This window comes from Paenibacillus sp. OK003 (assembly GCF_900109515.1).
Classification (GTDB): domain Bacteria; phylum Bacillota; class Bacilli; order Paenibacillales; family Paenibacillaceae; genus Paenibacillus; species Paenibacillus marchantiae.
Genome location: NZ_FOBD01000024.1, coordinates 38851 through 65792 on the forward strand (window position 1 = coordinate 38851; position 26942 = coordinate 65792).

The following is a 26942-nucleotide window of genomic DNA, read 5'->3' on the forward strand; positions in this document are numbered from 1 at the left end:
CTATCTGCCGTTGTAGGCGTGTCATTGTGTACATGCTACCTACCCCATTAGCATACCGAATGAATGCAGGTGATCAGGATAAGCAATTCCATCATAACAGATTTCTGTGAAGTGGGTAAAAAAAAGCTATTCCCATTTTGACATTCTGCTCCGCGCGGATTAAGATGGTATTCTGAACGATGCGTTTTATCCAATGAATGATAATTAAAGCGATGACAGGGACAAGTAAGCCAAGAGAACTCTCTTCAGAAAGCCGGTGGATGATGTGAACCGGTGTGAACTCTTTACCGAATGGACCCTTGAGTGCTGGTTTGAACAGGCGATGTCTGATCTTGGACTACCCTTAGTAGAATTGGACGTATACTCCACGTTACGGAGAAATGAAGGCATTTCTTCTACGTGATTTAATCAGGTCTAGAGGAATGGAGAAATGCGAATAAGGGTGGCACCACGGTCTCACGTCCCTTGCGGATGTGGGGTCTTTTTGCGTTCGCGGAGAATAGGAACAAAACAAATAGGGAGGCGTTATGTGAAATGAAAACAGTACTTTCGGGAATTCAGCCGAGTGGCAAGCTCACATTGGGCAACTACATCGGAGCAATTAAAAACTTTGTGAAATTGCAGCATGACTATCAATGTCACTTCATGGTGGTTGATCTTCACGCTGTAACGGTAGCTCAAGAGCCAGCAGCGCTGCGTGAGCAATCTGAGGCGGTAGCTGCCTTGTTTATTGCAGCGGGAATCGATCCTACGAAATCCAATGTGTTTCTGCAATCCCATGTACCGCAGCACGCGGAATTGGGCTGGTTGATGACTACACTGACATCGATGGGCGAGCTCGAACGCATGACTCAGTTCAAGGACAAATCATCCGGTAAAGATTCCGTTGGCGCCGGGCTGTTTGTCTATCCTTCATTAATGGCTGCTGATATTTTGCTGTATAATGCTGATCTTGTGCCTGTAGGCGAGGATCAGAAGCAGCATCTGGAACTGACACGCGATCTGGCGGGACGCTTTAACCACCGTTATGGTGAGTATTTCACGATTCCAGACCCTTATATTCCACAGGTGGGTGCTCGTGTAATGTCACTGGATGATGCATCTTCCAAAATGAGCAAAAGCAATCCGAATGCAGGCAGCTACATTGCCTTGCTTGATCCGCCAGATGTTATCCGCAAAAAAATCAGTCGTGCCACAACCGATTCCGGTCGTGAAGTTGTATATGATCCGGCAAACAAACCTGAGGTCAGCAACCTGATGAGTATCTACGCTGAATGCGCAGGTCTGTCATTGAAAGAAGTCGCGGAGCGTTATGAAGGCAAAATGTATGGTCCATTCAAAAAAGAACTGGCTGAAGTGGTCGTATCCGTTATTGAACCTTTACAGGAACGGTATCGTGAGATTCGTGAGTCTGGCGAATTGGCCGACATCCTGGAAGCTTCAGCTCGTCGCGCAGAAGCGGTGGCTTCCCAGACACTTAATGCGGTTAAAGAACGTATGGGGTTTGTTCCTAGACGTACGTTGTAGTAGGACGAGGCAAGTAACTTAAACTAGATGAATTGTTCACATAATAAAAAGGAGCCTTGATAAGGCTCCTTTTTATTATCGTTTCGGACTACCTATGAAGTTTACCGGGTTAAGAGGCAGTTTCCGAGGTGGTACGTGCTTCACGACGCTCTTTCTTTGCGCGAATAACGAATCCCCAGCCGATGTTGGCAATGGACACGACAAACAGCAGCGTAGCTAACCAGCCAGAGTAAGAGATCATGATCGCCGTAACCGCTAACAACATAATCGAAGAGAATGCAAACCATAGCGATAAACCTTTGCTCATTGGGAAAAACCTCCATATAGAAATTTGATGAAATTCCGTATAACCTGAAGCGCACGAGCCATAATAATCTTGCAAGCTTGCAATTACATTACAGACACAGATTGAAGGGAGATTTTAAATATGGCTCAAGGATCTCGTTCTAACAACTTGGTGGTACCTCAAGCAAACTCAGCACTGCAACAATTGAAAATCGAAGCTGCACAAGAACTGGGTGTAACTATCCCACAAGACGGTTACTACGGTAACTACACTTCCCGTGAGACAGGATCTCTGGGCGGGTACATCACCAAACGTCTGGTACAAATCGCTGAGCAGTCTCTGGCTGGGTCTGGCAAATAATTATTATAACCAAAAAGCAACAAGCAGAAGCCCGGAGCGGAAACGCTCCGGGTTTTCTCGCGCATTCGTTCCTATGTCTGATTGTGCCCTTCCATGCACCTTTCGTCAAGAGCGTGCGGATAAAAGTTTTTTATCCATTTTCTCGTCGCTTAACCAGCCGACATACGTATCAATCGTTTCAAAATTTCGATCCATAACAACTACAGCGACAAATGGGTACTGTTTGCGGTGTCGATAACGCACATCTGCCCAGCGAACCTTGTATCCTGCTGGTAATTCTTCGACCTCTGCGACAGCATAGGAGGTGAAGTACAGAAACGCAGTGACTTCAGGAGATTTGCGTGAGGCGGCAACAGCGGCGTGAGTGGACGATGAAGCATGGAGATTCCAGGTTAGGACGGAATGATCCATTTTGCCAATCTCATAACTGCCGTCTGCATATCTTTTCACCACATGCCATCGGTTCCAGGATATCGTTGGGATCACCATATAATGAGCCTCAGTATTATCTTTGTCGAGTCGTTTCACCTGTCTAACAGCCATAGCACGTGCTATAGTTCGCCATACATAATACAAACCAATCAAAATATACAGTGAAACAAAGAGTGGAGCAGGGGCGATCAGATCGAAAGCCCATAACAAAATGGCCAGCACATGTGTGGTAAACAGAAACGGATCAAAGATATGAATGATGTTCCAGGCAATCCAGCGTTCTGTAAAAGGTCGTGCTGCCTGGGTTCCATAGGTATTGAACAAATCGGTAAAAACGTGAACGCCTACGGCAACCGCAGTCCAGGCCGCGACGTGTCCGATAGCGACACCGGGAAAGATCAATGCAATGACACCAGTAATGAGCAGAACCCATAACAGGAGAAATGGCAGTGAATGGGACATACCCCGGTGATTCCGGATGTAGAGCGAGTTGCTTTTGAGACGTAACGCCGTATCGATGTCAGGAGCCTGCGAGCCTGCAATGGTGCCAACCATGACCGCTGCTGCGAGCATGGGGCTCGTCGCGACAACAGGATCGACATAAGCCAGACCGGCCAGACCAATCCCCATGACAAAATGTGTAGAAGTATCCATAAACGTCTCCTTTGTGTGGTGTATCGTTAATGCAAGTTGCTTCTCTATCTAGGTGATACCCATATATAGTGTATATTATCCGCCTACCCGGAAGCAAAACACCCTAATTTCCAAAGATATGACAAGAACCTGTTGAATTGACAGCAATTGTACGAGCATTGTCAAACTCTTTTTCCTTTTCCTGTGATAAACTTTATATCGGAGACAGAGAGAGAAACCTCCACGAGATCAAGAACAAGGGGGATTCACAAGCGTGGACAATCCACTGAGATACCAGGCTTCTTCCGATTCGGCAACACGATCTGCGCCTCCGATGAAATCAGGGACGTGGAAAGACTTTATCCATATTACGAAACCGGGCATTCTTCGAACCAACCTTATTGCGGTTTTTGGTGGCTTTTGGCTTGCATCCCAGTGGGACGTCAACTACGGCAAAATGCTGCTGACCCTGCTTGGAACGGTACTGATTATGGCTTCTTCATGTGTATTTAACAATTACTTTGACCGTGAACTTGATCTCAAAATGGAACGTACCCGCAACCGGTCCTTGCCGACAGGACGTTTAACACCCAAAGTTGTTCTATCCTATGCCATTATTTTGGGTGTGCTTGGATTATCCGTACTCTTTTCCTTTTCCGGGGTACTTGCCGGATTATGCGGCATGTTTGGCATGTTTGTCTATGTGATTATGTACACCCTTTGGTTAAAACGTTCATCGACATGGAGCACCTCCATTGGCGGTCTGTCTGGTGCAATGCCGCCAGTCATCGGTTATGTCGCAGTAACAGGACGGATGGATCTTGGCGCATGGCTGCTTCTGGCCATGTTGTTTTTATGGCAGCCTCCACACTTCTGGGCGCTCGCAATCCGCAGGGTGGAAGATTATCGGGCTGGTGGATTTCCACTACTACCGGTTGTAAAGGGTATTGAACGGACCAAGATTCAGATGATTCCTTATCTGGTTTTGCAAATCTTTGTCCCGGTCCTCATGTATGCTTACGGGTACGCAGGAATTTTCTATCTTACCGTTTCACTGATACTTTCTGTGCTGTGGCTGTACTACGCACTGAAAGGCTTTCGTGCACAAGATACAGATGCCTGGGCCAAAAAGGTATTCCTTTACTCCATTAACTATCTATCCTTGAGTTTTATATTGATGATTCTGGATACAGTGCACAAATGAGCAGCATGAAATGTTGTAATAAACATTAGATAGGCACCGGTCCGTGAAACAGCTACAATAACAAGGGAGCCCATTGTCGGTTTGGGTTCTTCGTATACATATGCATCAAAGTGGTATGGGAATGAGGAAATGTCATTAAAAACATGATCCAGAGTCCATGGATTTTATAGAGGACTGTTTCAACTTTTATGTATGCGTATTCATATGATCTGATATCGGAAGGGACGATAATGATGCTGAAAAAGTATAAATGGACATGGATGCTGTTAGGGCTTGCACTAATTATGGCGGTGTATTTAATGTGGGGCACCGTATTTGCCAGCAAGGAAAAGTTACCCGAAATTCGGGAGATTCAATCTTTTTCGATGGAAAATGTGGATGGAAGCACAGTATCTCTGGATGATACCAAAGGCAAAGTGCGTTTGTTCTACTTTTATTTCACCAGTTGTCCGGATGTGTGCCCAATTACAACGTTTACGTTATCTCAGGTGCAGGATCTGTTAAAAGAGGACGATACCTTTGGTAAGGATGTCTCCTTTGTATCCATCTCGTTTGATCCGAAAGTGGATACCAAGGAGAAGATTAAGGAATTTGCAGATCGATTCCACGCGGATTATAATGGCTGGTACTTCCTGCGGGGGGATATGGATCAAACGAAGCAGCTCGCCAAGGATTCATTCCAAATCCTTATTGAGGGTGAGAACAAAGACGATTTTGCCCATATGAACATGATAGGATTGGTGGATCGGAATAATCAATTGCGCAAGGTATACAATGCGTTTAATACAGAGGATGTTGAGCCAGCAGTCATTGCGGAAGACATTCGCACTCTGATCAAGGAATAAAAGATGCGTCCATAATATTAAGCCAACAAAGAGGCTGCTTCCTGGGTTGAATGAATACCCCAGGCGAGCAGCCTCTTACGGTTTAAAACGATGGGAGTTCAGGATATTGGATATACGATTCCAATCCGGCTTTCTCCAGCTGGGCGATGATGTATTCATCGGGAGTTCCCTCTACACCCGCATAACCGCGTCGTGTATACATCTGTACTGCGTCCGGGAATGCATCTTTCAGCACAGCCCTGATTTTTTTACCGGAACTGTCATTATCCATAAATAAGTAGACCTCATCGTAACCAACCTGTTTGCGCAGTGACTCAAGTTTGAGGGAATTCAGTGTTCCAAACGTGCACAAAATGTTGATTTCGGGTCCTACAAGTCGTTTAAGTTTGCTGCGGTCATTTTTACCTTCCACAATGACATGAATAGGCATCATATTCACCTCTTGGTCGAGAGCTTATGTCGACATTCCCCGGGAAATGTTGCAGCGAAAATCGACTGGATTATATAAAATGGACCTCCTAATTTTTACACGAGCGACTACGATGACAGAAACATCTTTGATTTCTAACTTCTTTTCCACCACATTCTGAACTGAATGTCTGAGCAGCAGTGGCTGTTCCGTTTACGGATCGTTCTTTCCTAATGAGCATAGTTAAGAAGAAATCTTGAAGATGAAGAAGTCACCTCGTTTGTGTGTAAAACATCAGTCCATTTTATATAGTTTAGCTGTAAATGGGGGAATGATGCAAAGCCAAGAAAAATACAAGCCTTTCTGTTGTCAAAGGGTATGGATATGATCATCTTGATATGGTTAACCCAGTATGCTTTTAGGATCAGATAGGGAAGCTTCGCGTCTGGCTGTGAAATAAGGGAGCAGCATAATGCCGATCATCAATAATACAAAAGCAATGAAATACGGCGATAAACCCACACGAAGCTGTCCTGCTGTGATGGGGCCGATGAAAGAACCGATGGAGGTAGCAATGGATTGCAATGAGAAGATGCGACCCAGCTTGTTTCCACCGCTTAAATGAATAAAGAGTGTTGCCATGGCTGGGAAAATAATACCTTTAGACATCCCCAGAACGAAAAGCACCGATGACAACGGAATCTGTGGTATGGCCGCCATAGCAAAGAAACATAAAGACATGAGCAGCACCCCTGCAATCAACCGCAGTTTGGGAGAATAGCGGTTGAGAAATAGCATGCTCAGGGTAAATAGTGCTCCAATACTGATAATGGAAAACAAAAGCCCGGTAGACATCATGGACGAATGTCCGCCGCCACGCAGAGGTAGTTCAAAAAAAAGAATTCCTTGGGCACAAGCAATGACAAGGGGCAGAGCAAAGTAGCGCCAGGATACGGGCAGGAATTTACTTTTTTCTCCTAGGTTGCTGGGCATGGCGGGCTCGGTCACTTTTTCGTGCTGAACCTCAGCGAGGCCTTTGGGCATGGATAACCATGCGATAACGCCGGACAGAATGAGCAGATAACCGAGACTCGCAAAGGTGGCGGAAAATCCAAGAGCTCCGACGATCAATGCGCCTGCAGCAGGGGACACCACGGATGCCAGCGTATGTACGACGCCATGGCCTGACATATACTTGCCTTGCTTGATTGGATCACTTGACAGTTGCGCAAGCAGTGCGAGACAGGCCGGAGAGAGAAAAGCAAGTACAAACCCGCTGATGGAGCGCAGGGCGAGCAGCTGCCATGGCGTATGGATTTGTGCCTGAATAAGCAAAATGATGCCTGCACCCAGCAAACTGAATACAATGTAACGACGGCTGCCATGTTTGTCGATTTGGGTTCCGGCGATCAGATTGCCTGGGAGATGAGTCAAGGAATAGATGCCCATCATCCAGCCGATGAAGGTCGGGGCCGCCCCGAGCGAGATTGCGAAAGGGGTCAAGATTGGATACTGGGCGTGCAAATCAAAAACAGCAAGGAACAAAAATAGATATAGCCAGATGGCCGTTTTCACAGAAGCCCCTCCTTGTTAAGCGATGCATATTCAATAACTGGTCATGACGTGTTCCCCGTTCCTTGGACAGAACCTCATGGTACTACTTGTACGCCCGGCGGGACGAACTTAGACCGTTTATTTTTACATAGGAGGGCTTAGCTGACAGCAGCTTCGGAAATCATGTATAATATTCGGGAAGTGTTAATAATCAACTCTAATACGGAAGGTGTAGTCATGAACATAGAAGTAATCAAAGAGTTTGTGATGCAGAACTGGCTGGTGATCGTGGTTGCGTTGATCATTTTGTTCTTTGTTCTGAACGTGGTCAAAACCGTATTGAAATGGGCGATTGCCATCATCATTATTGCGGCTCTACTGATATACAGCGGCATCTCCATGGATCAGATCAAACAGACAGTTACTGACGTACAATCGAGTACGATGGACACATTGAAGAAGGAAGCGACCAGTATGATGCTCAAGGAAGCTTCCAAAGCAACATACACCAAGGAACAGGATGGTGCATTTACCATCACAAGTCCCAATGTGGAGATTAAGGGTAGAACGAATTCGGATAAAGTTGATGTTACATTCCGGGGGATCTCCGTGGGTGAATGGAAAGTCGACAATGAAACGATACGTACGTTTGTCAAACAGGCACAGGAGAACGGAACAGCACCGGCTTCGTAGTAAAGGAGGAATGGATACGTGCTGCAAAGTTGGCTGGATAGTCTGAAAGAATTCAATGGCATAACGATTATGCTGCTGCTGATTGTGGCCGCTTCATTGCTTCAGGGGTGGTCCAGAGGTGCTTCGCGTTCGGCAGGAAGACTCTTTGGATTCCTCATGGATGGCATTATGGCGGTCATTGGTATTCTGTTATCCATCGGTTTAACCTTATGGCTTGCGCCATATGTTCAGCAATGGTTATCTGTGCATGCGGCAGACATGCCAAATCGTGAATTGAACCGATGGGAGCAGATGTATTATACATTGATTACAGCCATTGCTGATTTTCCGCTGATGCGGTTTGCCGTGTTGTTTGTGCTTAGTTATGGCTTCATCCGATTGATTCTCGGATTGCTCTCTTCCCTTATTTTCAGCAGAAGATACAGTTCAGCAGAGCAAGAGAGCAGACCCAAAGGATTTTTCAGCCGTTTTACAGGTGCAGTGATCGGTACAGTCATTGGCTCCGTACGTGGGATGATTGTGATTGCCGTGTTGTTCATGATTGTAAGTCTCTATCCGGGCAGCATGTTTAGTCGCTATGTAGAGGCTTCACCCATTTATATGCAAGGGGCCAAATCGGTTATAGAGCCATTATCAGGTACATTCATTAAGGACAATCTGCCTGTGTTTACTCAAGCCGTGCAAAAGGAAATTGGCGCGATCCTGCAACGCAAATATGAAGTCATTGACCATAACATTCCGGCGGATATTGAATCTGCGGCAAAAGAAATTGTGAAAGGTCAAACGACAGATGAAGCCAAAGCCAGGGCATTATATGACTGGGTAGGTTCTCGCATTCAATATGACTATGGTAAAGTGGATGATTATGAGCAAAAAGGCATATGGCACGAGCAGACGCCACAAAATACATTTGATACACGTGAAGGCGTATGTATCGATTACGCTCGTTTATATGCAGTCATGGCTCGTTCACAGGGTCTGGAAGTCAAAGTGGTTACAGGACTTGGTTATAACGGGCAGGGTGGATATGGTCCACATGCCTGGAATGAAATATATTTGAGTGATTCGGAAAGCTGGATACCGCTTGACCCTACTTGGGCAATTAGTGGTGATTGGTTCAATCCTCCTAACTTTGCCGATACCCATCTGAAAGATCAATCAGCTTAACATTACGCCGGACATGGGTCCGGGAGATGACGACGTTGCCAGGTTATCATGCCGAGGCTGTACAGCCTGGACGGTATGCATCAAGTCATGAAAGAGGTAGGATGAATGAAAAATCATTCAAAAGAGAAGGACGAACTTACGGACAAGCGGCGCTTCAGTTACCGGATGAACGTATTTTTCTTCGCTTCCTTTGTTATTTTTAGCGTTATTATTGTACGGCTGGCATTTTTGCAATTCGTGGAAGGCCCTGAGCTCAGTCAGGAGGAAGCGAGTAATATTACCAAAGATGTACCACTCGCTCCCGTGAGAGGAACCATATATGATTCCACGGGCGAGGTGAAGCTGGCTTACTCCAAGCCAATTCAATCCTTGTATCTGACCTTATACAAAAATTATGGGGATGTGGATGGCAAACCCAATCCGAATATAGCGGAAGTGGAGGACATTGCTACCCGGCTGCATGATGTTTTTGAGCAGTATAAGAAAAAGGATTCCGAGGCCCTTACGGTCGATAACATCTTAGAAGCAATGGACCTCAATTCGCGTAAAGCGAATGGGTTCATGCCACGTCTGATCAAGAGTGATCTGTCCGATGAAGAAGTGGCCTACTTTCTACAGCATAAGGATGAATTCAAGGGAATTCAGATTGTAGAGGAAAGTGTGCGTTACTATGATCCGGATACGGTAGCCGTTCAGACGATTGGTTATCTCAAAAAGTTCAAAAGCTCCAAAACACTTAATAAATACAAAGAGGTTGATGAGGCCAATAAAAAGCAAACGGACCCAGGTCTTGTATACACCGAGAATGAGTTTGTTGGCTTCGATGGACTGGAACTGCAATACCAGGATGTTCTGCGGGGGAAAAGCGGTTATAACTCCGTTGATGTTGACTTGCGGAACTTGCCTGAAGGTGTGGCAGGCTCTACCCCACCTGAAAAAGGGTATGATCTGGTTACAACGATTAACAAAAATGTTCAGGTGAAAACGGAACAAGCGATACTGGATCAACTTAGCTGGCTTCATCGGAACCCGGTGTCGGGCAAACTGCATCCGAACGCCAAGACGGGTTTTGCGGTGGCGATGGAAGTGGATACAGGGAAGATTGTTGCTGCTGCCAGTATGCCGGATTACGACACGAACGTTTGGAGAACTGGCGGTATAAGTACTGAAGATTACGATAAAATAAAATATATTTATCAAAACGGTACCATTCGTGGATTCCCGCCAGACGATTCAGGTAAACGAGCGGAATCGGTTGTATTGCTTGGTTCCACAATCAAACCGCTTAGTGTATTGATTGGTTTGAAGGAAGGTTTCTTCACAACAAATACAGTATATTCAGATAGAGGCTCAACGACTTTTGGTGGGGATAACCGCAGAGTACAGAATTCCTCCGGTCACGTGTATGGTTCGTTAACTCCTCGTGATGCGATTCGACATTCCTCGAACGTGTTTATGATCGACGAGATCGGGAAGAAACTGTACTCGAAGTATGGTGCAGAGGGTATTGGCGTATGGGATAAGTACATGGAGCAATTCGGTCTTGGTGTGTCTACAGGAGTAGACTTGCCTAATGAGAAGTATGGGCTCAAAGAATATGAGAATGAATTGGAGAGTTCTTTAACACGTCTGGTATATGCTTCCTTTGGACAACAAGGGAAATATACAACGATGCAGCTTGCCCAGTATACAACGATGCTAGCGAATAAAGGAAAACGAATGCAGCCACAATTAGTCAGTGAGTTCCGTGATTCAGAAGGCAATGTGGTTGAGAAAATGAAACCGAAAGTGCTCAGCACAGTCGATTTTAATGATGCTTACTGGAATGAAGTACAGCGAGGCATGGCAACCGAAGTAACGGCGTTTAGTGGATTCCCTTATGACTTTGCAAGAAAAACAGGTACATCCACACAGTTAGTCGGAGGCAAATTGGTGGATAACGGGGTGTTTATTGCTTATGCACCACGTAACAATCCGAAGCTGGCTGTAGCCGTGGTTATTCCTGAAGGGGGCTTTGGTTCGAGCAGTGCTGCCCCTGTTGCACGTGCGATCTTCGATGCGTATGACGAGGAGTTTGGTCTGGAAGGTGTACCGAAGAAAGATAAAAATAAAGACTCAGATACACAGTAATGTGATTCTTTGATTCCAAAAGAAGGGACCCTTTCGAGGGTCCTTTTTACGTTTGCCAGGACTGAGAGGTCTCTTTTCCACAAGCTGCTGCAAATCAATATGTAACAAACATCATGCATGTCACGTTTATATAAGAGAATGAAAATTTATTTCAGGATTAAAGAGATTAACGATATGTCTGTATTGACATCGTTTCGAAAGAGTCGGCATATGTCTCTTCTGTTTACGAAAATGTAACCAAAATCTGGAGGACATGGCAGTTGACCTTTGATAGACTTGTAGAAGGAAAGGTATGTTATTTGAACCGATTAATGCAATATGCGTGATAGATGAATCTACTTTTACATAAGAACGGAGAGGCTTATCCCATGTTTAACCGATTGAGGAAAAAGAAAATGTCCAATGAAGATACACCAGTCAACAACAAGCCATCTAGTGTAAGAATGAATATGTTTTTTTTCGCTGCGTTTGTGATATTCAGTATCCTAATTTTTAGGTTGGCCTTTGTACAATTTGTCGAGGGACCTGAACTGACCTATATGGAAACCAGCCGTAATACCAAAGATATTCCGCTCGCCCCTGTTCGTGGGCCAATCTACGATGCGACAGGGGAAGTTGCGCTGGCTTATTCGGAACCTGTGCAGTCCCTCTATGTATTGTTGTATGAGGATTATAGAAATGATGACCGCAAGCAGGAGGCACAGGAACTTGCTGATGAACTGGCGGCTGTGTTTAAACAGTTTAATCCGGGGGACAATGAACAACCAGATGCAGAAGAAATCTTAAAACGCCTGGATCTGGAATCTCAGAAGGCACATGGGTATACTCCTCGTCTGGTGAAATCGGATCTCAACATGAAGGAAATTGCTTATTTTATGGAGAAAAAGTCTGAATATCCAGGTGCTATGGTACTTGAGGAAAACGTAAGAAAGTATGATCCGGATAGGGTCGCAGTTCAGGTGATCGGATATACAAGAGAGTTCAAAGGCCAACAGGACAACTTGGATAAGTATAGAGAAATCAGCAAATCGGAAGCAACAGAACGCGACCCAGGATTGCGCTATACCCAGCAAGAAAAAGTTGGAGTTGATGGCCTTGAATTTCAATATCAGGAAGAGCTTCGTGGGCGTAGCGGCTACCAATCCATTGATATTAATTTGCGTAATTTGCCAGAGGGTACGATGCAACAGACTCCGCCGGAGAAGGGATACAGTCTGGTCTCCACAATCAATAAGGAAATTCAGATGGCAGCACAGCAGGCAATAACGGATGAATTGCGTAAACTTCCGAACGCCGTTACGGGATATGCGGTAGCCATGGAAGTGGATACAGGCAATGTAGTGGCTATGGCGAGTATGCCTGATTATGATCCGAATGACTGGGATTATGACAAGATCAAGTACGTTTATCGCAACGGAACAATGGCTTCCTTCCCGCCGGACGATTCGAAAAAACATACGGAATCCGTTGTTTTGTTGGGTTCCGTTATTAAGCCACTTAGTGTACTAATTGGATTGAAAGAGGGTCTGTTCAGTACAGGGCAAACCTACTATGACCAAGGGTATGCTACTTTAGGGAAAGATGGGAGAAAGGTTAGAAATTCACACTCGGCATTTAACGGCTCTATTACAGCGAGACGGGCTATTGAGAAATCTTCCAATGCCTTTATGATTGATATGGTAGGTAAGGGTCTCTATAACAAATATGGGGCGACCAAGGGTGTAGAAGTGTGGGACGAACATATGAAAGAGTTCGGTTTGGGCGTGTCTACAGGAGTGGATTTGCCGAAAGAGTATCTAGGTACACTAGAATACAATAGTGATAATGACGAATCAGGTTTGACGAGGCTAGCGTTTGCCTCATTTGGACAGCAAGCGAAGTATACAACGCTTCAACTCGCACAATACACGACGATGCTTGCCAATAAAGGCAAACGGATGGAGCCTCATTTGGTAAAGGAAATCCGTGACGCAGAAGGTAATGTGGTGAAGAAAATTAAACCAAAAGTGTTAAACGAGGTTGATTTTGCGGATGCATACTGGAATGAAGTGCACAAGGGTATGGTTACCAAAGTAAGTTCGTTTGACGGTTTCCCCTACGATTATGCGAGAAAAACAGGAACCTCGGAGCAGGGAACAGGGCCGAACAAAAAGGAAAACGGAGTATTTATCGCATTTGCACCAAGGGATAATCCGAAGCTGGCTATAGCGGTTGTTGTGCCCGAAGGTGGCTTTGGATCGGTCAGTGCTTCTCCAATTGCACGTAAAATTTTCGATGCCTACGATCAAGTGTATGGCCTCGACGGGACCCCAAAAGGGAAGAAAGATCAGGAAAAAGATACAGAGTAACGTGAAGCAGCGTAAAAGAATAGGACAGAAGATAAGCGGAAAAGAAAACAGGCTAATTAAATTGCCCATATACTCTTTTGGAAAGGCAGGGGAAATTATCCCTTGCCTTTTTAATTTTCATCGGCTAGAATTTGCACAAGGGAAACATTATTAGTCTAGTATAAATTTTAATACCTTGTACAACAAAATTAGATGAGGACAATTATGTTAGGAGAGGGAAAGGAGAGGTTTGAATTGTTGATGGTGAAGATGAGGAGCATTCAAAGAGGGTTAATGACGCTGGCAGCTGTTGTTCTGGTTATCGTGCTAACAGCATGCTCAAGTACAGCGGAAACAGGAGGCAGTGAAGGGAAGGTACAGGTCACAGCAACAACAGGCATGATTGCGGACGTAGCGCGTGAAGTCGGCGGGGCATATGTTGATGTTACCGGGCTAATGGGCCCAGGGGTAGATCCTCACTTGTACAAGGCTTCGCAGGGAGATATTCGGAAGCTGGAGCAAGCGAAAGTTATTTTCTATAACGGATTGCATCTCGAAGGCAAAATGACAGACATTTTGGAGAAAATGTCCAAGAGCAAAATAGTAACAGCTGTCTCGGAGAACATTCCGGTGGAGGAATTGCGTTCAGGAAAAGACACAGGCGGAACGGAATACGACCCACACGTCTGGTTTGATGTTAGCCACTGGATGCATGCGACAGAGGCTGTGCGCGATACGCTCGTGGAAGCAGACCCGAAACATGCAGAAGAGTACAAGGCCCAGGCAGAGCAGTATCTAACGAAACTGGAGGCATTGGATTCCGAGGTGCGGGAAAAAATTCAGGAGATTCCGGAAGCCAGTCGGGTATTGGTCACTGCGCATGATGCCTTTGGATACTTTGGCCAAGCTTATGGCATGAAAGTGATGGGGCTTCAAGGAATCAGTACAGCAGCAGAATATGGTGCGAGGGATGTCAGTGAGTTGCGGGATTACCTTGTAGACAACAATATCAAAGCGGTATTTGTAGAATCCAGCGTACCAGCAAAAGCGATGGAAGCCATTATTGCTGGTGCAGCCCAAAAAGGACATACCGTAAACATTGGTGGTGAACTGTTCTCGGATGCGATGGGTGCTGAGGGAACAGAAGAAGGAACGTATATCGGCATGATCCGCCACAATACTCAAACGATTGTAGAGGCATTAAAATGATAAACCATATGAAGAGAGGAGTGAATAGAGCATGAGAGATGTAATTTTATCCGAAAAATCTCAACCACAACGAAATGCTAACCATCTGAAGGGAACACAGCCTACATCAGCTCCTCTTAGTGTTCGGGATCTGGCGGTGGCATACCATAAAAAGCCGGTGCTCAGTGGGGTATCTTTTGACATCCCGGAAGGTCAGCTGATTGGCATTCTTGGCCCCAATGGGGCAGGGAAATCAACCTTGATCAAAGCCGTTCTGGGACTAGTGCCCAAAATGCACGGTGAGGTGAAAATCTTTGGTCAGTCCTACCGAGAACAGCGTCGCCGGATCGGCTACGTACCTCAGCGTGAATCTGTTGATTGGGATTTCCCGACTCACGCCCTCGATGTTGTCATGATGGGGCGTTATGGACATCTGGGCTGGTTCCGCCGTCCAGGCAAAAAAGAACGGGATCTGGCAGCTCACTGCCTGGAGCAAGTGGGCATGGGTGATTATATGTACCGCCAGATCAGTCAGCTTTCTGGAGGACAGCAGCAGCGTGTTTTTCTGGCAAGAGCACTGGTACAGGATGCGGAATTGTATTTCATGGATGAGCCGTTTGCAGGTGTGGACGCCACAACGGAGAAAGCTATCATTTCACTGCTGGAACAGTTGAAGAAGCAAGGAAAGACCGTACTGGTTGTTCACCATGATCTGGCGACAGTGGAGGAATATTTCGACCATGTGTTGCTGCTTAATGGACGGCTGGTTGCAGGTGGACCGACGAATGAAGTATTTGTACCGGATACTTTGCAGGAGACGTACGGAGGCCGGATCGCGATGATCGGAAGCCGGTCGGAGAAAGGCCAGGTGTAGTGCATGTGGAACTGGATAGTAGCCATTTTGTCCGATCCCAATACACGCTGGATATTGCTTGGCTGCTTGTTGCTCGGCTTCAGTAGTGGAATTATTGGCTCTTTTACATTTTTGCGTCGTCAGAGTCTCATGGGAGATACGCTGGCGCATGCAGCTCTGCCAGGAATTTGCATCGCGTTTATGTTGACTGAAACCAAATCCGTAGGATTATTTCTGTTCGGTGCGCTTGTAGCTGGAATCGTTGCGACCTTCGGCATATCGTGGATTACACGGTATTCCCGGATCAAGCAGGATGCGGCAATGGGGATTGTGCTGACTGTATTTTTCGGTATTGGTGTAGTGATGCTTACTCGGATTCAGCACGGTGCAAGCGGCAGTCAGAGTGGACTGGATAAATATTTGTTTGGTCAGGCCGCATCCATGGTGATGACGGATGTGTATGTCATGGGCGGTGTCTGTCTTGTATTATTGATCGCCTGTCTGGCATGGTTCAAGGAATTCAAGCTGGTGAGCTTTGATCCGGGATTTGCGCGTGGCATGGGACTGCCAGTTGGCATGCTGGAACAACTGATTCTGCTGTTGACCGTGATTGCGGTTGTTGCCGGGATTCAGGCGGTTGGCGTGGTGCTTGTCGCCGCTTTGCTGGTTACCCCGGCGGCGGCAGCTCGCTGCTGGACGGACTCGCTCTCGCTTATGGTACTGTTGGCCGGCGTATTTGGAGCACTGAGCGGTGCGACAGGTACAATCTTCAGCACCTTGGTGCCTAATCTGCCGACAGGGCCAGTAACGGTACTGGCAGCGACAGTGCTATTTGCAAGTTCCGCATTGCTTGCTCCACGGCGCGGACTGTTAGCACGCCGTTTACGAAGTATGCAGGCGAAATCCGCTTACTTGAGAGAAGAGCATGCCACGCTACAGACACTCTCTGCACAGCGAGCACAGCAGGAACGGGGTGAGTTGTAATGGCAACGTATTGGATTATATTGACGGCTATCCTGGTATCCTCCGCCTGCGCTATTCTTGGCTGTTTTCTCATATTAAGGCGGATGGCACTGGTTGGAGATGCAATCAGTCACGCGGTGCTTCCGGGTATTGCGATTGCTTTTCTATGGAGCGGCTCACGTGATTCGTTATGGATGCTGCTCGGCGCAACGGTATTTGGATTACTGACGGTGTTCTTCATTCAAAGCTTGCAGGCTGGAGGACTATCATCGGATGCTTCCATCGGAATAGTGTTTACGGCACTCTTCGCAGTAGGTGTCATTTTAATCAGTCTGAATGCTGGGCATATTGATCTGGATCTGGACTGTGTCTTGTTCGGTGAGATCGCTTATGTCCAGTGGGATACGCTAACCCTTGGGGGGATGGATGTAGGCCCGAGGGCAGTCTGGATGTTGGGCATCACCTTGCTGGTCATCCTCCTTGTAATCGGCTTGTTCTACAAGCAGTTCAAGTTGTGTGCTTTTGATCCGGCACTGGCTGCGGCCTGCGGCATTCCGGTGGTGCTGTTCCACTATCTGCTTATGGGGCTCGTTTCCATGACATCGGTGGCTTCATTTGAGAGTGTAGGGTCTATTCTCGTGGTAGGCATGTTGATTGTACCTGCAGCGACGGCTTACTTACTCACGGATCGATTGGGCAAAATGATTCTGTACAGCGTGCTCGTAGGAGCAGCTTCCTCGGTTGGGGGCTACATCATGGCTTATGCGCTGGATGCTTCCATTGCAGGTTGCATGGTGGCGGTAGCAGGAATTCTGTTTGTGCTGGCCCTGCTGCTGTCTCCAAAGCATGGCATTGTCTTCCGGTATGCTCGTCGCAAATTCGCGGCACGTTAATGGATAAAAAGTAGCAGCCGCCTGCATTGCAGGCGGTTTTTTCATGGATACGGGTAAGTTTTATCTCATACCAGACTTTTACACGAACTGGGAAGACACCTGTTGCCATGTTGCAAAGGTTCACCCGTATCGCGGGTTACTTTGTTGCAGGGCGACGATCTGTGGTAAAATGTCGTTAGCTGTGACGTCCGGAGCATCCGCCTACGCGGATGCCGGGCGATCTTTTTGTGAGAGTATGTTAGATAGGGAGAAGTAGAGAGACAACTTAGGAGGAAATACGGCATGAGTGAACTAAAATACAAATTGCTTGCATTGGATATGGATGGAACATTGCTTAACGATAATCATGAGATCACACAGGAAACCGCCAAATGGATTCAGATCGCCATTCGTCGGGGAGTGCATGTGTGCCTTTCGACGGGAAGAGCTGTTTTTCATGCGATGCCTTATGCGGTACAGCTTGGGCTGGAGACCCCGATGATAACGGTCAATGGCAGTGAAGTCTGGAAAGCTCCGCATGATCTGCACATGCGTCATCTGATGGACCCGGCATTGATCCGCAAAATGCAGGAGATTGGCGAAAAATATAATAGCTGGTACTGGGCATACTCCGTGGAAGAGCTGTTCAACCGTGATCGCTGGACGGACAATATTGAAGGTCTGGAATGGCTGAAATTCGGATTCAATACTGAAGTGGATGAAGTGCGTCACCAGATTATGATGGAGCTGCAGCAAATGGGCGGCTTGCAAATGACGAACTCCTCACCTGTTAATATTGAGATTAACCCTGGTGGAGTCTCCAAAGCTAGCGGTGTAGCTGAAGTCTGCAAGCTGCTGGGCATAGAGATGTCCGAAGTGGTTGCTGTTGGAGACAGCTTGAATGATCTGGCCGTTATTGAAGCTGTGGGTCTTGGTGTTGCCATGGGCAACGCGCAGGAGCAGGTGAAGGAAGCGGCTGACCTGATCGTAGCGAGCAACAACGAAGATGGCATTGTCGAAGTCATCCGTGATCATATTTTGAAGGGGGAATAACCTTTGCTCGCAACCGTTGGCTGGATTTTAATTGTACTGCTGTTTGCGGTGGGGATGGCCGGAACGGTATATCCCATACTGCCTGGTGCTGTAGCGATTTTCTTCGCGTTTCTGGTCTATGGCTGGTTCTTCAGCTTTGTTCCGTTCGGTGTATGGTTCTGGATTATCCAGATTTTGATCGTAGTGGTGCTGTTTGTGGCTGATTATGTCGTCAGTGCCTGGGGTGTGAAGAAATTCGGCGGCTCCAAATTATCGACGACTCTCAGTACGATTGGTGTCATCATTGGCCCATTTGTCATTCCGGCGTTCGGACTCGTACTGGGGCCATTTATCGGTGCTTTTATCGGGGAACTGATCGGAGGGTCATCACCAGCCAAAGCTTCCAAAGTCGGATTTGGCTCCGTGGTGGGGCTGTTTACAAGCACCGTTATGAAAATTATTTTGCAAATCGTTATGATTGTTCTGTTTATTATCTGGGTGGTAAGATTCGCATAGACGTTCGGGAGCGGCTTCATCTGGATGCACGTCGGTGTGGGGGAAAGAAGGGGAATTGGCTTGTCTAAGAAGGAAACATTCATTAGAGGTACGCTCATCTTGGCGGCAGCTGCGCTGATTGCGAGGGTACTCGGATTGGTTCAACGGGTGCCGCTGGAGCATATCCTCGGCGATATCGGTAACGCATCGTTTACCATCTCCAATACGGTATATTTAATGCTGTTAACCGTAGCTACAGCAGGCATACCGAGTACGCTTAGTAAAATGGTCTCGGAACGCTATGCACTGGGACGCGCAGGTGAAGCACAACAAATCTACCGTGCAGCCCTGATCTTTGCGGCTGTAGCCGGGGTAGTTATGTCTGCTTTATTATGGTTCGCAGCACCTTATTATGCGACGTACGTATCCAAAGTACCGGAATCGGTGAGCGCTATTCGGGCCTTGGCTCCAGCGTTGCTGCTCTTCCCAGCCATCGCAATGATGCGTGGATATTTCCAGGGTCGCGGCAATATGACGGCAGGCGGCATTTCACAGATTGTGGAGCAGTTTGCACGCGTAGGTACAGCGATTATTGTAGCGTTTGTGATGCTGCAATGGAATTATGATGATCAAACCATTGCTGCAGGGGCTTCATTTGGGGGCGTATTTGGAAGTATTGGCGCTTTTGCGGTCATGTTGTACTTCACCTTGAAGCTTCGCAAAAATGACCGTGCCGCGCAATTGAATTACGAGCGTGCAGAGCAATTGCCCATGCGGGGCATCTACAGCGATATATTCAAACTTTCGATTCCAATCGTTTTATCTTCACTCGCTGTTCCGGCGATTAACTTTATCGATTCATCGCTGGTAGTTCCACTGCTTAGCGGACGAATCGGACTGGAAGAAGCGACAGGAGTTCTTGCCATCCTCGGTGCCAAGGCCCAAAGTATTGCAGGCATTCCTCCGATTCTGGCTATCGCACTGAGTCAATCACTTGTGCCAGTCATCTCGGCAGCTTTTGCACGCAAGGATGAAGTTCATCTGAAAAATCAGGTGACGCTTGCTTTGCGCATTTCGATTCTGACAGGAATGCCAATCGTGATCGCTCTGTGTGCGGCAGCGTATTCCGTTAACGGCTTGCTGTTTACCAGTCCAGACGGGACACCAATCATTACATTGCTGACGTTCGGTACCATTTTCCAAATCACGATGATGACCACCAACTCCATTTTGCTTGGGGTAGGGAAACCGCGGATTACAATGATCAGTGTAGCTATAGGTATCGTAGTCAAACTCATAGCGAGCTTAATTCTGGCTCCAATCTTTGGCATTTACGGGATCATTATTGCGACCGCATTGTGTTTCCTGGTTATTACGTACCTCAATTTGCGGGTGCTTCGCAAAATTGTTGATTTCTCGATCATGGGTGATCGTTGGAAAGGGTTCATCATTACCGTGCTGTGTGCAGCGGGTGTTGGTTTTGCGGCGAACTGGGCCGGGAACTCCATCTTTGATCTATTCCTGCCAACACGTGTATCATTCCTCGTTACCTGTCTGTTTGTGGGTGCGCTTGTGGTTGTCGTGTACTTGGTACTCATGGTTGTTCTACGTGTACTTCGTAAAGACGAATTGGGCAGTTACCCTCGTATTTTGCAAAAAATACTCCGTCCGCTCATGCGTCTACAACGTGGAGCGGGGCAAAGTGGATAATCGATTCAACACACAATACACACTTCGTTATATTGTTTGAAATAAGTACAAGCTCTGTCTGCTTTCTTAGCGGACAGGGCTTTTTTGTAATACCGAAAAAAGGTTGGCCATTTGCTTTCTAGACAATTTCCCTGTAAGGCCTCTGTCCTTAATGAGTTAAGGTTTTGGCATCATGGGCCAATGCGGTTTTCAACATGCCATACCGATGTTCATGGCTCATCTCAAACAGCCAAGGGCGGCGCGGGGCAGTAAGATGACCGAGACAATCGCGATTTTGAAGCCAATCCTGCCTTGTAATCGGTTCATACGGCGTATCACCCCATACAGCCAGCAATTCAGGACTATATAACCGTTGTCCTTCCCCTAGCCATTCTTGATCCAACAGCTCCTGACTATAGAGCTCAGCTTCTCCGGCTTCATCTTTATGTGCGGTGAACAGACCAGGCCAGTATTCAGCACGTGAGCCACGGTGGGGAACCGAGCGCGCAAACTCCAATACTTGTGTGTACACTTGTTCCACTCCAAACAGCATCGCATATAAGCCTTTACCAAACATAATCCGCTCATCCAGCTTGCCAAAATGTTCAATCACCCGGCCTGCAAGACCTTTTTCCCGCCCGAGTGGAAATACGATATGGTTCAGCCCAGCCAGATTATGCAAATGGAATGCGGGTTTAGACAGCACTTGTTTTTGAAAATAAGGATGCTGCACGACACGGCTCTCGATATAGTTCTGCTCATTAATAATTAATGCCACACTAAGCAGCGAGCTGCATCGCTCCAGCCAAAATCGTTCCCAGAACGGTGTCATGAACGCCGATACATGAAAATGGGACAACAAATGAAAACAGCTCCGGCCGATCCGGCGGCTGTTCATATACAACAGAAGCTGGGGATATGCGTCCTGAAAAATGAGGGCATTGCATCGCTCCAGTAGTCGATACATATGCTCACGGTCTGTTTGATTTTGCAGATTGTGCATAAGGTCACTCTGAAGATCGGTCATGTGATATCCGCCATTGCGGGATACCATATGGGCAAGCAGGGCCCAATGCAGCTCTGGATACTGTTCGTAACATTCCAGGTATGCTGCTGTGCGAGTGATGTTACTCCGGTTGTTTTCCTGTGTTAATGTCTTGATTTCTTCCAGAATGATGCAGTCCTCTTCACAGACCAGTGCACTGAGCGTATTTCGGGCAAAAGCACTCTCGTTTCCAAGCAATAGGCGCTCCACTTCAGCTTGTAAGGTAGCAACCATGTCAGAGTCCCAAGCCATATCACGCAAGGGATGACGAAGCTGTGCAGAGGCTTGCCAAGCCGCCTGTTTACCCCTCCACACTTCCCGGGCCGCACCTGGAATGGATCGGACCATCTGCAATATCGACCCGTGATGGGCAGATTCGGAGGAATCTGTTTTAACGGAAGTCATGACATGACCTCCTTTCCTGATAATCTGATTATTGTTTTAGTTTGAAAAGCTGTTGATCTCAGTATGCGCCGAATATTTGACTTCCACTCCGCAATTTGCTTCACTTAAAGGATAAGACAAGGTATAGAAAGGAAGATGTTGTGATGGAAAAGATTACATCGAAACCGGAGTTTGATGTGGCAATCCAATCTCCGCGTTTGACTGTAGCTGTATTTAAGGCAGATTGGTGTGGTGATTGCAAGTACATCGATCCGTTTATGCCTGAAGTTGAGGAGAAGTTTGCAAGTGAGCTGACGTTGATTGAGGTCGATGTGGATCAAGTGGGTACAGTGAGCGAAGAGCAAAATATTTTGGGTATCCCCAGCTTTGTAGCTTACACGGATGGTCGGGAACTCGTTCGTTACGTGAATAAACTGCGCAAGTCGAGAGAAGAGATTGAGCAATTCCTGCAGCGTGCAGTTGAGGTATATAACACGATTCATAAATAAAGCATGACAGGTTCACCATGTTAAAGGTTATAATTAATGGAACGCCATTTCTCTTGAAATAGGGAAGTGGCGTTTGTATTTTCCGAGTTTTCGGGAGAAACTAACGTTGTAATAATGTACATATTTGCCGATGACCTGCGGGTCAACTTCTCGACAGACGTTAACATTTTGTCACAAAGCGCGGCGTCAATGACACATTTATCCGGTATAATGAATTTAGTTGTGAAATAAGTGTCAAAGTATCGAATCAAGCGGAGGATGTAGTTCTTCGCCATCTTAAACCAACAGCGGGTGAGAAAAAATTGAAGCACTTAACCTTGTTTAAATGGTTAACCGTATTAACCTGTCTTGTCATGTTTCTGGCCACATTTGGCGGAGGCGTTGTAACCCGAACGGAATCGGGCCTCGGTTGCGGCGCGGAATGGCCGTTATGTAACGGAAAACTTGTGCCTGCGCACACTGTTGCCTCACTTATTGAATTTTCCCATAGGGCCGTTAGCGCACTGGCAGGACTGTTGTCCATAGCCTCTTTTGTAGCATTTTTGCGGTTTGGCAAATCACGCCGTGATCTGCAGTTGTTTTCATTGTTAACGCTGATATTTGTGATTGTCCAGGGAATTATGGGGGCTTTTGCCGTCGTATTCTCCCAATCTTCCGCAGTCATGGCACTGCATTTCGGGTTTGCCTTAATCGCTTTTGCCAGCTCCTTGATGATGGCGCTTGGTATTCGGCAGGAGGCTCGCCATGGTGGATTGGAACGACTGAATCGATATCCGCGTGTCAGCAAGGGCTTCCGAAATCTGGTGTGGTTTTCCACAATCTATACCTACCTCGTGGTATATACTGGAGCATTTGTGAGCCATACGGATTCTGCTGGAGGCTGTTCAGGCTTTCCGCTCTGTAACGGGCAGATTATTCCTGAGCTCTCAGGAGGCGTAGCTGTTGCTTTTGCTCACCGGGTGGCGGCTGTTTCATTAGTGATCGTCATTGCCATTCTCGGTCATTTTGCTTATCGCAAACATCCGGATAACACGGAATTAAGAGCGCTAGGCGTCATTTCTGTTGTACTGGTTTTGTTGCAAGTGATCATTGGTTTTGGACTGATGCTCACGATGAACCGGCCGGAAGTGTATATGTTCGTGGCGCTGGCGCACATGCTCGATATTGCCATTTTGTTCGGTGTATTAACGTATATGAGTTTGCTGGTGTACAAGCTGCATCGGCCCGTTAACCGGCTTTAATATATCCGAGTTATTGTAGTTTAGGGGATGAATCCAGTGAAGTTCACCATCCGATGATGTACATCATTGGACAGGTGAACTTTGTTTGATGTCAGGCGTGTCAGGGCACCCTATTGTAAGCAGCGGTCATACGTTTACTCTGATTCCGATTTTGTTTAATATGATGAATTATTATTATTATTTTGATGATCTGCAGAGTGGAAAGAGGAGGCTATATATGCTGCGAACGTTGCTGGGTGAAAAGCCGCGTAAGAACGAAGGCATATTAAAGGAAGCGATGGAGGCGATGGCGGATACGCTTGAGCTATTTCAGCGACAGATGCATGTGGACCATGATCCTACCCATGATTTTCGTAAACTGTATGTGTGGACCCAGGGACTGATTTCCTCGCTGGATGAATTCGAACAAAGTTGTTTTGCTGCTTCTCATTTCCGTCAGAAAGTCAAGGCTGGCTCTACAGATGATATGACTATACCAGAAAAAGCGGAATACGCCCGTTACGTCTATTTCTATAAGGATGGCTTCATCCGATGTTTTGCCATTCTGGATAAGTTAGGTACAGTGTTGAATGAAATGTTTGAGCTGAACACAACCAATGTTAAAACTCATTATTCTTATTTCACCGTATTAAGACAGTTCGGATATGATAAGCTGCATTATGTTCTTGCCAACGAACTAATCCGGATCAAGGATTCTTACCGTGAGCCAATGAGCAAATTGCGCAAACGACGAAACATGGAGATTCATTACATGAACTCCGAAATGCAGGATGATTTGTGGCAGCTGCACCAGACTTTGCAAGGGAAAGTGAAGCTGGAGGATCTGGATCAACATCTCTTGGAACTCCGACAGGGTGTGGATATGGTATGTGAGACGTTAAAAGCAGCGTATGGTTACATCAACGAGAAGTGGCATAAGCAGGTAATGAATCAACCGGCGAAGTGATTGAATAGCAATATTTCCCTTTGACAAATCGGAATACTTGGATTATACTGAGTTCCTGATCGACAGTTAGATGGAATTAACATTTATGACATTAACATTATAACTACTACTGAACTTATAAATTAAATATTTCTTATCGAGAGCGGCGGAGGGACAGGCCCGATGAAGCCCGGCAACCGATTTATAACGGCATGACAGCTGTGTCATACTTTATAGATGTTAGGTGCTAATTCCTACAAAATGGTGCAAGGCACGATTTTGGCAGATGAGAAGGTATAATCTTTCACGTGAAGAGCCCTTTTTGTTTCTGCAAAAGGGGCTCTTTTTTTGTACGATGAAGGGGAGTTTTCCTTTCAATCGGGTAAAGATACATGTAGGCAGTGGGAAGGAGCAGTAATTTTGATTGAATTAAAAGGTTTAACCAAGACGTACGGTAAAGGTTCAAAAAGTACGGCGGCCTTATCGGAACTAAATTTGAATATCCGCAAGGGTGAAATATTCGGAGTTATCGGTCATTCCGGTGCAGGCAAGAGTACATTGATCCGTTGTATCAATTTGCTCGAACGCCCCACGGAAGGCGAGGTTTGGGTTGATGGTATCAATTTAACCAATCTCAACAAGTCCGATCTGCAACAACAACGGCGTAAGATCGGTATGATTTTTCAACACTTTAATCTGTTGTCCTCAGCTACGGTATATGACAATGTGGCTTTTCCTTTGAAGCTCGTTAATACACCCAAGGCAGCAATTGACCGGAAAGTAAAGGAAATGCTCGCATTGGTTGGACTGGAGGACCACAGCAATAAATATCCGGCCCAGCTGTCAGGTGGACAGAAGCAAAGGGTGGGTATTGCGAGAGCACTCGCCAGTGATCCCAACGTGCTGCTGTGTGATGAGGCCACATCGGCACTTGATCCCCAGACAACCGATTCGATTCTGAAGTTATTGCTGGATATCAATGAAAAGTATAACCTCACGATTGTGCTCATCACCCATGAGATGCACGTGATCCAGAATATCTGTGATCAGGTGGCGGTTATCCATCAGGGAGGCATCGTGGAGCAAGGGCCGGTGACGGAAGTATTCCTCAAGCCACAGCATGCCATTACGCGTGACTTTATGATGCGGGACCATGAGGTGGGAATTGCATTGGAAGAGACTGCACTGGCGAGTGCAGATGTTTCATTACAGACGAATGGAGCTTCTAAGCTTGTGAAAATATCCTTCCTGGGCAATAAAACCTATGAGGCGATTTTGTCCAGAACGGTCCGCAAAACAGGAGTGGATTTCGCCATTTTGCAAGGCACCATTTCAACAATCAAACAAGTTCCCTATGGACAGCTGACCGTTCGGTTCGAGGGGCAGTCAGATGAGATTAATCTCACTATTCAAGAGTTAGTGGATCAGGGACTTGATGTGGAGGTGCTTCGTTAAATGGATTTTTCAACGGTACGTTGGGAAGAAATCGGTAAGGCTTCCATTGAAACACTGCAAATCCTGGGAGCATCGGGCCTATTCACGATCATCATTGGTTTGCCACTAGGCGTATTGCTATTTATGACGGCAAGGTCGACTTCAATTCAGTCTCAAGTGGTGTACACGATACTATCGTTTATTGTAAACATTCTGCGCTCAGTGCCATTTATCATTCTGATTGTTGCACTTATCCCGTTTACGCGTTCACTGGTCGGTACAGCTACAGGAGTGCTGGGTGTTATACCACCACTCGTCATTGCCGCAGCTCCATACTTTGCCCGGTTGGTGGAAACTACACTGCGTGAAGTGGATCGTGGCGTCATTGAAGCGGCACAGGCGATGGGAGCTTCAACTGGACAGATTGTACGGCGTGTACTTTTGCCAGAGGCATTGCCGGGACTGCTAGCCGGAATCACCATTACAATCGTTACCCTTGTCTCCTACACGGCGATGGCGGGAATGGTTGGTGGTGGAGGTCTGGGAACATTGGCAATTAATTATGGCTACTATCGATATCAGAATGAAATTATGATTATATCCGTTGTATTTATGATCATTCTGGTGCAAGTGCTTCAGATGGCTGGCGATCGTTTGGTTAAATGGTTCACCAGGAAATAACACATATATAGCATTTACCTGATTCGGTATCGATTTGGGGCAAAATGCAAAAAAAATTTATTGG

25 protein-coding genes, 1 riboswitch and 1 other annotated feature are annotated in these 26942 nt (G+C 46.6%); of the genes, 20 read left to right on the forward strand and 5 right to left on the reverse strand.

The annotated features are described in order from the left end of the window. The first annotated feature begins 203 nt into the window (after positions 1 to 203). Positions 204 to 469: a binding site (T-box leader), on the forward strand. A 65-nt stretch (positions 470 to 534) separates the two neighbouring features. Continuing rightward, a complete protein-coding gene (gene trpS, locus BMW94_RS27045) occupies positions 535 to 1527 on the forward strand; it encodes a tryptophan--tRNA ligase (RefSeq protein WP_091001808.1) in 993 nt (330 codons plus the stop codon). A gap of 109 nt (positions 1528 to 1636) precedes the next feature. Here trpS and BMW94_RS27050 read toward each other — a convergent pair whose 3' ends face one another. Continuing rightward, positions 1637 to 1834: a hypothetical protein gene (locus BMW94_RS27050; RefSeq protein ID WP_090904539.1), complete on the reverse strand. Its 198-nt coding sequence runs from the start codon at positions 1832 to 1834 to the stop codon at positions 1637 to 1639. 120 nt (positions 1835 to 1954) lie between these two features. Here BMW94_RS27050 and BMW94_RS27055 point away from each other — a divergent pair, with 120 nt between their 5' ends. After that, on the forward strand, positions 1955 to 2173 hold the full coding sequence (locus tag BMW94_RS27055) for an alpha/beta-type small acid-soluble spore protein (RefSeq protein ID WP_017692386.1): 219 nt from the start codon (positions 1955 to 1957) through the stop codon (positions 2171 to 2173). A 105-nt stretch (positions 2174 to 2278) separates the two neighbouring features. Here BMW94_RS27055 and BMW94_RS27060 read toward each other — a convergent pair whose 3' ends face one another. Continuing rightward, a complete protein-coding gene (locus tag BMW94_RS27060; protein WP_091001809.1) occupies positions 2279 to 3259 on the reverse strand; it encodes a metal-dependent hydrolase in 981 nt (326 codons plus the stop codon). Positions 3260 to 3512: 253 nt separating this feature from the next. Between BMW94_RS27060 and cyoE the strand changes: the two genes are divergently transcribed. Both cyoE and BMW94_RS27070 read left to right on the forward strand, forming a co-directional pair. Then, the gene (cyoE, locus tag BMW94_RS27065; protein ID WP_091001810.1) at positions 3513 to 4442 is read left to right on the forward strand and encodes a heme o synthase; all 930 of its coding nucleotides are present in this window, start codon (positions 3513 to 3515) and stop codon (positions 4440 to 4442) included. A gap of 230 nt (positions 4443 to 4672) precedes the next feature. Continuing rightward, on the forward strand, positions 4673 to 5287 hold the full coding sequence (locus tag BMW94_RS27070; protein WP_368086956.1) for an SCO family protein: 615 nt from the start codon (positions 4673 to 4675) through the stop codon (positions 5285 to 5287). A gap of 82 nt (positions 5288 to 5369) precedes the next feature. Here the strand turns inward: BMW94_RS27070 and BMW94_RS27075 are convergent, their stop codons facing one another. Further along, positions 5370 to 5717: a toprim domain-containing protein gene (locus BMW94_RS27075; protein WP_091001811.1), complete on the reverse strand. Its 348-nt coding sequence runs from the start codon at positions 5715 to 5717 to the stop codon at positions 5370 to 5372. A 381-nt stretch (positions 5718 to 6098) separates the two neighbouring features. Beyond that, positions 6099 to 7271 carry an MFS transporter gene (locus BMW94_RS27080; protein ID WP_091001812.1) on the reverse strand — a complete coding sequence of 391 codons (1173 nt, stop codon included), beginning with the start codon at positions 7269 to 7271 and terminating at the stop codon, positions 6099 to 6101. Between the two features lie 216 nt (positions 7272 to 7487). Between BMW94_RS27080 and BMW94_RS27085 the strand changes: the two genes are divergently transcribed. From BMW94_RS27085 to BMW94_RS27135, 11 genes are all read left to right on the forward strand, one after another. Next, entirely contained in the window at positions 7488 to 7943 is a 456-nt protein-coding gene (locus tag BMW94_RS27085; protein ID WP_091001832.1) for an ATPase, read from the forward strand. 18 nt (positions 7944 to 7961) lie between these two features. Further along, on the forward strand, positions 7962 to 9110 hold the full coding sequence (locus BMW94_RS27090) for a transglutaminase family protein (RefSeq protein WP_091001813.1): 1149 nt from the start codon (positions 7962 to 7964) through the stop codon (positions 9108 to 9110). Positions 9111 to 9215: 105 nt separating this feature from the next. Next, positions 9216 to 11240 carry a peptidoglycan D,D-transpeptidase FtsI family protein gene (locus BMW94_RS27095; protein WP_091001814.1) on the forward strand — a complete coding sequence of 675 codons (2025 nt, stop codon included), beginning with the start codon at positions 9216 to 9218 and terminating at the stop codon, positions 11238 to 11240. Between the two features lie 395 nt (positions 11241 to 11635). After that, positions 11636 to 13588 carry a peptidoglycan D,D-transpeptidase FtsI family protein gene (locus BMW94_RS27100; RefSeq protein ID WP_254790391.1) on the forward strand — a complete coding sequence of 651 codons (1953 nt, stop codon included), beginning with the start codon at positions 11636 to 11638 and terminating at the stop codon, positions 13586 to 13588. A gap of 240 nt (positions 13589 to 13828) precedes the next feature. Then, complete coding sequence (locus BMW94_RS27105) at positions 13829 to 14776, forward strand: metal ABC transporter solute-binding protein, Zn/Mn family (protein WP_091001833.1); 948 nt, start codon at positions 13829 to 13831, stop codon at positions 14774 to 14776. A gap of 31 nt (positions 14777 to 14807) precedes the next feature. Further along, positions 14808 to 15629 (forward strand): metal ABC transporter ATP-binding protein, encoded by an 822-nt coding sequence (locus tag BMW94_RS27110; protein WP_254790388.1) that lies wholly within the window; start codon positions 14808 to 14810, stop codon positions 15627 to 15629. A gap of 3 nt (positions 15630 to 15632) precedes the next feature. Next, complete coding sequence (locus BMW94_RS27115) at positions 15633 to 16592, forward strand: metal ABC transporter permease (RefSeq protein WP_091001816.1); 960 nt, start codon at positions 15633 to 15635, stop codon at positions 16590 to 16592. Further along, positions 16592 to 17464 (forward strand): metal ABC transporter permease, encoded by an 873-nt coding sequence (locus BMW94_RS27120; protein ID WP_091001817.1) that lies wholly within the window; start codon positions 16592 to 16594, stop codon positions 17462 to 17464. Before BMW94_RS27115 ends, BMW94_RS27120 begins: the two co-directional genes overlap by 1 nt. A gap of 282 nt (positions 17465 to 17746) precedes the next feature. After that, positions 17747 to 18496, forward strand: a complete 750-nt coding sequence (locus BMW94_RS27125; protein WP_091001818.1) for a Cof-type HAD-IIB family hydrolase — start codon at positions 17747 to 17749, stop codon at positions 18494 to 18496. Positions 18497 to 18550: 54 nt separating this feature from the next. Beyond that, on the forward strand, positions 18551 to 18991 hold the full coding sequence (locus tag BMW94_RS27130; RefSeq protein WP_063566179.1) for a DUF456 domain-containing protein: 441 nt from the start codon (positions 18551 to 18553) through the stop codon (positions 18989 to 18991). Between the two features lie 60 nt (positions 18992 to 19051). Further along, positions 19052 to 20680, forward strand: coding sequence for a putative polysaccharide biosynthesis protein (locus BMW94_RS27135; protein ID WP_091001819.1), 1629 nt, complete (start codon positions 19052 to 19054; stop codon positions 20678 to 20680). Positions 20681 to 20828: 148 nt separating this feature from the next. Here BMW94_RS27135 and BMW94_RS27140 read toward each other — a convergent pair whose 3' ends face one another. Further along, positions 20829 to 22109, reverse strand: a complete 1281-nt coding sequence (locus BMW94_RS27140) for a DUF2515 family protein (RefSeq protein WP_091001820.1) — start codon at positions 22107 to 22109, stop codon at positions 20829 to 20831. A 143-nt stretch (positions 22110 to 22252) separates the two neighbouring features. On the opposite strand from BMW94_RS27140, the gene BMW94_RS27145 reads away from it, so the two are divergent. From BMW94_RS27145 to BMW94_RS27165, 5 genes are all read left to right on the forward strand, one after another. Continuing rightward, positions 22253 to 22597 carry a thioredoxin family protein gene (locus BMW94_RS27145; protein WP_091001821.1) on the forward strand — a complete coding sequence of 115 codons (345 nt, stop codon included), beginning with the start codon at positions 22253 to 22255 and terminating at the stop codon, positions 22595 to 22597. A 302-nt stretch (positions 22598 to 22899) separates the two neighbouring features. After that, positions 22900 to 23838 (forward strand): COX15/CtaA family protein, encoded by a 939-nt coding sequence (locus tag BMW94_RS27150; protein ID WP_091001822.1) that lies wholly within the window; start codon positions 22900 to 22902, stop codon positions 23836 to 23838. Between the two features lie 217 nt (positions 23839 to 24055). Further along, positions 24056 to 24784 carry a Cthe_2314 family HEPN domain-containing protein gene (locus BMW94_RS27155; RefSeq protein WP_091001834.1) on the forward strand — a complete coding sequence of 243 codons (729 nt, stop codon included), beginning with the start codon at positions 24056 to 24058 and terminating at the stop codon, positions 24782 to 24784. 130 nt (positions 24785 to 24914) lie between these two features. After that, positions 24915 to 25056: riboswitch (SAM riboswitch) on the forward strand. A 127-nt stretch (positions 25057 to 25183) separates the two neighbouring features. Further along, positions 25184 to 26218 (forward strand): methionine ABC transporter ATP-binding protein, encoded by a 1035-nt coding sequence (locus tag BMW94_RS27160; protein ID WP_091001835.1) that lies wholly within the window; start codon positions 25184 to 25186, stop codon positions 26216 to 26218. Further along, complete coding sequence (locus BMW94_RS27165; RefSeq protein ID WP_091001823.1) at positions 26219 to 26878, forward strand: methionine ABC transporter permease; 660 nt, start codon at positions 26219 to 26221, stop codon at positions 26876 to 26878. It begins immediately after the preceding gene. The last annotated feature ends 64 nt before the right edge of the window (positions 26879 to 26942 follow it).

What these genes read in the sequence shown, in the direction of transcription:
- BMW94_RS27060 (WP_091001809.1), bottom strand. Translation starts at nt 3,259, where the DNA reads ATGGATACTTCTACACATTTTGTCATGGGGATTGGTCTGGCCGGTCTG.
- BMW94_RS27055 (WP_017692386.1), top strand. Translation starts at nt 1,955, where the DNA reads ATGGCTCAAGGATCTCGTTCTAACAACTTGGTGGTACCTCAAGCAAAC.
- BMW94_RS27100 (WP_254790391.1), top strand. Translation starts at nt 11,636, where the DNA reads ATGTCCAATGAAGATACACCAGTCAACAACAAGCCATCTAGTGTAAGA.
- BMW94_RS27145 (WP_091001821.1), top strand. Translation starts at nt 22,253, where the DNA reads ATGGAAAAGATTACATCGAAACCGGAGTTTGATGTGGCAATCCAATCT.
- BMW94_RS27105 (WP_091001833.1), top strand. Translation starts at nt 13,829, where the DNA reads ATGGTGAAGATGAGGAGCATTCAAAGAGGGTTAATGACGCTGGCAGCT.
- BMW94_RS27070 (WP_368086956.1), top strand. Translation starts at nt 4,673, where the DNA reads ATGATGCTGAAAAAGTATAAATGGACATGGATGCTGTTAGGGCTTGCA.
- BMW94_RS27050 (WP_090904539.1), bottom strand. Translation starts at nt 1,834, where the DNA reads ATGAGCAAAGGTTTATCGCTATGGTTTGCATTCTCTTCGATTATGTTG.
- BMW94_RS27165 (WP_091001823.1), top strand. Translation starts at nt 26,219, where the DNA reads ATGGATTTTTCAACGGTACGTTGGGAAGAAATCGGTAAGGCTTCCATT.
- BMW94_RS27095 (WP_091001814.1), top strand. Translation starts at nt 9,216, where the DNA reads ATGAAAAATCATTCAAAAGAGAAGGACGAACTTACGGACAAGCGGCGC.
- BMW94_RS27140 (WP_091001820.1), bottom strand. Translation starts at nt 22,109, where the DNA reads ATGACTTCCGTTAAAACAGATTCCTCCGAATCTGCCCATCACGGGTCG.
- BMW94_RS27115 (WP_091001816.1), top strand. Translation starts at nt 15,633, where the DNA reads ATGTGGAACTGGATAGTAGCCATTTTGTCCGATCCCAATACACGCTGG.
- BMW94_RS27110 (WP_254790388.1), top strand. Translation starts at nt 14,808, where the DNA reads ATGAGAGATGTAATTTTATCCGAAAAATCTCAACCACAACGAAATGCT.
- BMW94_RS27155 (WP_091001834.1), top strand. Translation starts at nt 24,056, where the DNA reads ATGCTGCGAACGTTGCTGGGTGAAAAGCCGCGTAAGAACGAAGGCATA.
- BMW94_RS27125 (WP_091001818.1), top strand. Translation starts at nt 17,747, where the DNA reads ATGAGTGAACTAAAATACAAATTGCTTGCATTGGATATGGATGGAACA.
- BMW94_RS27085 (WP_091001832.1), top strand. Translation starts at nt 7,488, where the DNA reads ATGAACATAGAAGTAATCAAAGAGTTTGTGATGCAGAACTGGCTGGTG.
- BMW94_RS27120 (WP_091001817.1), top strand. Translation starts at nt 16,592, where the DNA reads ATGGCAACGTATTGGATTATATTGACGGCTATCCTGGTATCCTCCGCC.
- BMW94_RS27130 (WP_063566179.1), top strand. Translation starts at nt 18,551, where the DNA reads ATGGCCGGAACGGTATATCCCATACTGCCTGGTGCTGTAGCGATTTTC.
- BMW94_RS27075 (WP_091001811.1), bottom strand. Translation starts at nt 5,717, where the DNA reads ATGCCTATTCATGTCATTGTGGAAGGTAAAAATGACCGCAGCAAACTT.
- trpS (WP_091001808.1), top strand. Translation starts at nt 535, where the DNA reads ATGAAAACAGTACTTTCGGGAATTCAGCCGAGTGGCAAGCTCACATTG.